The organism is Sphingomonas bacterium, assembly GCF_903643065.1.
Lineage (GTDB): Bacteria > Pseudomonadota > Alphaproteobacteria > Sphingomonadales > Sphingomonadaceae > Sphingomonas.
The window spans coordinates 1-4055 of record NZ_CAHJWX010000268.1; the positions used below are offsets into that span (position 1 = coordinate 1).

Below are 4055 nucleotides of genomic sequence, written 5' to 3' on the forward strand. Positions count from 1 at the left end.
CGCCGCCAGCGCCGCGGCCGGACCGACCCGCACCCGGCGCCAGTCGATCGCCGGCGATCCCGCCAGCCGCTCCGTCCGCGTCAGCGCGGGGAACGGCACGTAGATCATCACCAGCCCCGACGCGAACCACATCGCGAAGAACAGGCAGCTGGCGATGCCGATCCAGCGGTGCGTCACGTACAGCCAGCGCTTCGCCCGCTGGCCCGTGCGCCGGCTAGAAGCGGGCACGAAGCGCCACGTCGATCGAGCGTGGCCGGCCGAGGATCCATTGCTGGGGATTGTAGCTGGTGATCGCATAATCCTTGTCGAGCAGGTTGGAGAGCCGCGCGTCCAGCGCGATCCGCCGCGTCAGCGCGATGCTGACCGATCCGTCGACCACCGCATAGCCGGGCACGCGGAACCGGTTGGCGTTGTCGGAGAAGCTGCGCCCGACATAGCGCAATCCCGCGCGCGCCTGGACGCGATCGGTGCCGCTCCAGCGCAGCCACAGATTGCCCGCGCGCTCGGGCACGTTGGGCGGGGTGTTGCCGGTATAGATCGTGCCGCCGCTGACGAAATCGTCATAGCGCGCGTCGAGGATCGTGCCGTTCGCGTCGATGCCGAAACCGGCGGCGAGGTCCAGCGTCACCGACGCCTCGATGCCCTTGGCGGAGCGCTGGCCGACCTGATCGACCGGGCTGGTCGGCGTCTGCTGCGCCACCAGATCATGCTTGACGATACGATAGGCCGCCAGCGTCGCGGCGCCCCGACCGCTCAGGAAACTCGCCTTGGCGCCCGCCTCCACCTGATCGCCGGTCGCGTTGGTGAAGTAGAATTGCGTGGCGTTGGTGGTGAAGGTGGTCAGCGTGCCGAGCGGATCGACCCCGGTCGCGTATTGCCCGTAGAGCGAGACCGTCGGCGCCGGCTGATAGACCGCGCCGACGCGCCAGGTCACGTCGTGCAGGTTCTTCGCGCCGTTGTTGGGAAACGCGTTGGTCTCGGTCGTCGCGCCGTTCGCGCCATAGGCGATGTTGTAGCGCGTCACATGGTCGTGCTCGGCGCGGATGCCGCCGACCAGCGACAGCGCCTCGCCGAGCTTCAGCCGATCCTCGCCGTACAGGCTGTACTCGGTCGTGCGCGTCCGATAGCGCGGCGCGATCCCCTGCGTATCGAGGAACCGGCCGGGGTCGAAGGCGCGCGGATCGACGGTGTCCTCCTGCGTGTCCGATCCGAAATCGTTCGAGTAGATCAGCTTGATCGAGTTGACGTCGAAGCCGACGACGAGATCGTTCGCGAGGCCGCCGCCGAGCGGGGTGCTCAACCGGGCGCTGCCCTGGTCACCAACTTGCGTCTGGTCGTGGACGATGCCCAGATTGTCGGTGCGGAAGATGCGGCCGGGCGGCTGGCGACCGTCGTTGAACCCCGCCGGGCAGTTTCCGTCCGCCGCGACATAGCAATAGCTCTCCAGGTCCTTGAACAATCGCTTGCTGGTGAGGCGATAGGCGGCGTTGGTGACGCTGAACGCCGGCGAGACCTGCCAGTCGGTGGTGAACGTCGTCCGGTTGTCGCGGAAGTGCACGTCGGCATCGGCGACGTCGTAGTTGCGCACGCGGATCGCCGGGTCGAGGCGGCCGTCGATTAGCGGCGTGCCGAAATATTTTTGTGGCTCCTGATAGCCGTAATCGTCGCGGATCGTGAAGGCGAGCCGATCGGTCGGCGCGTAGCGAAGCGCACCCGCCAGCGCGAGCGATCGCGAGCCGCCGCGATCGACGATGCCGTCCGAGCGCCGGTAGCTCGCGTCCAGCCGATAGGCGAGCACCGGGTCGATCGGGCCGCCAAGGCCGGCCGCGACATGCGCGGTGTCCTGCGACCCGAACGCCGCCTCGCCGTCGATCGTCGTGCGCGACGGATCGGGCTTCTTGGTGATCGTGTTGACCGCGCCGCCCAACGCCCCCTGCCCGTAGAGGACGGACGCGGGCCCGCTCAGCACCTCGATGCGGTCGACGTTCCACGGGTCGGTCGGGAAGGTGATCGTGCCCGCGACCGGGAACAGGCGGATGCCGTCGACCAGCTGGAGCACCGAGCCCTGCCCGTCGAACCCCCGCGCGGCGAGCGCGGTATAGCCGTTCCCCGGATTGGCGGTGCTGGTGATGCCGGGCGCGCGCGTCACCGCATCGACGATCGTCAGGTCGCCGCGCGCCCGCGCCTCCTCGCCATCGATCGCCGCGACGCTGGCGGGCGTCTGGAGCGCCGACAGGCCGAGCCGGCTGCCCGTCTCGGTCGGCGTGGTCAGCCGATCGCGCCGCGCGACGACGAGGATGTCATCCTTGTCGACCGACGCCGGCGCCGCCGCCTGGGCTAGCGCCGCGTGCGGCAGCGATTGCGCCAGCGCGGCGGCCAGCGACCAGCGTGCGCGACGATACCCGTTCATGCCTCTCCCTCCCTCTTGATCGGGGCGGTGATGGCGATCTCCGAGCCGTCACGTCAGTTCCGAACGGTCGCGAACCCGTCGTCCTGGCGTGTAACATCGATGTAACCGGACGTCCGCGCGCGGCTCCGGGACGTTCTTGATACCAGGACGCTATCGCCAGAGGCGCTTCGCGCTCTACCGCGTGGCCGCCAGGCCGCCTAACGCTTCGGGCTGGAATGACGGGAGGCGCTCGGGTACGAGGGGGCTTTCCGGTTCGGGAGAGCAGCAATGGTCCAGTATCTGAAGCGTGGCGCGACCGCGGAGACGCGCGCGACGAACGACCGCCAGGTTCGCGACGCCGTCGAAGGCATCCTCGCCGACATCGAGACGCGCGGCGACGCGGCGGTCCGCGACCTGTCGATCAAGTTCGACAAATGGGACCGCGACTCCTACCGGCTGACCACCGACGAGATCCAGGGCTGCATGGACCAGCTGTCCGGCCAGGACCTGAAGGACATCGAGTTCGCGCAGATCCAGGTCCGCAACTTCGCGCAGATCCAGCGCGACAGCATGAAGGACGTCGAGGTCGAGACGTTGCCCGGCGTCGTGCTCGGGCACAAGAACATCCCGCTCAACGCGGCCGGCTGCTATGTCCCGGGTGGCAAATATCCGCTGCTGGCGTCCGCGCATATGAGCGTCATCACCGCCAAGGTGGCGGGCGTGCCGCGCGTCGTCACCTGCGCGCCGCCGTTCCAGGGCAAGCCCGCGCCGGCGATCGTCGCGGCGCAGGCGATGGCGGGCGCCGACGAGATCTATTGCCTGGGCGGGATCCAGGCGGTGGCGGCGATGGGGCTGGGCACGCAGAGCATTGCCTCGGTCGACATCCTGGTCGGCCCCGGCAACGCCTTCGTCGCTGAGGCCAAGCGCCAGCTGTTCGGCCGCGTCGGCATCGATCTGTTCGCCGGCCCGACCGAGACGCTGGTCATCGCCGACGAGGTCGGCGCCGATGGCGAGCTGTGCGCGACCGACCTGCTGGGCCAGGCGGAGCACGGCCCCGACAGCCCCGCGATCCTGCTGACCACCTCGGAGAAGCTGGCGCGCGAGACGCTGGCGGAGATCGACCGCATCCTGGCGATCCTGCCGACCGCCGATTACGCGCGCAAGGCGTGGGAGGCCTATGGCGAGGTGATCGTGGTGGAGGACGACGCCGAGATGGTGCGCGTCGCCGACGAGATCGCGTCCGAGCACGTCCAGGTGATGACGCGCGACCCCGACTACTTCCTCAAGAACATGACCAATTACGGCGCGCTGTTCCTCGGCGCGCGCACCAACGTCGCCTATGGCGACAAGGTGATCGGCACCAATCACACGCTGCCGACGCGCAAGGCGGCGCGCTATACCGGCGGTCTGTGGGTCGGCAAGTTCCTCAAGACCTGCACCTTCCAGCGCGTCCTGACCGACGAGGCGTCGGCGATGATCGGCGAATATTGTAGCCGGCTCTGCGCGCTCGAAGGCTTTATCGGCCATGGCGAACAGGCCAATGTGCGCGTGCGCCGCCACGGCGGCCGCAACGTACCGTACGGCGGCCGGGCGGAACCGCGCGAGGCCGTCGCGGCGGAGTGAGCGTGACGCTGCCCCGGACGCCGAGCCTGCGCCTGAACGGCCG

The 4055-nt window shown here is 69.1% G+C and carries 2 protein-coding genes and 1 pseudogene; 1 reads left to right on the forward strand and 2 read right to left on the reverse strand.

Annotation, left to right across the window (positions count from 1 at the left end; all coding sequences use genetic code 11):
• Together HUU95_RS10080 and HUU95_RS10085 are read right to left on the reverse strand one after the other, a co-directional pair.
• Positions 1-228: pseudogene (locus HUU95_RS10080) on the reverse strand (PepSY domain-containing protein); the annotation flags it as partial.
• The gene (locus HUU95_RS10085; protein WP_174279992.1) at positions 215-2410 is read right to left on the reverse strand and encodes a TonB-dependent receptor; all 2196 of its coding nucleotides are present in this window, start codon (positions 2408-2410) and stop codon (positions 215-217) included. The gene HUU95_RS10085 and the pseudogene HUU95_RS10080, both read right to left, overlap by 14 nt.
• A gap of 267 nt (positions 2411-2677) precedes the next feature.
• On the opposite strand from HUU95_RS10085, the gene hisD reads away from it, so the two are divergent.
• A complete protein-coding gene (hisD, locus tag HUU95_RS10090) occupies positions 2678-4012 on the forward strand; it encodes a histidinol dehydrogenase (protein WP_174279993.1) in 1335 nt (444 codons plus the stop codon).
• Positions 4013-4055 lie beyond the last annotated feature (43 nt).

What these genes read in the sequence shown, in the direction of transcription:
- HUU95_RS10085 (WP_174279992.1), bottom strand. Translation starts at nt 2,410, where the DNA reads ATGAACGGGTATCGTCGCGCACGCTGGTCGCTGGCCGCCGCGCTGGCG.
- hisD (WP_174279993.1), top strand. Translation starts at nt 2,678, where the DNA reads ATGGTCCAGTATCTGAAGCGTGGCGCGACCGCGGAGACGCGCGCGACG.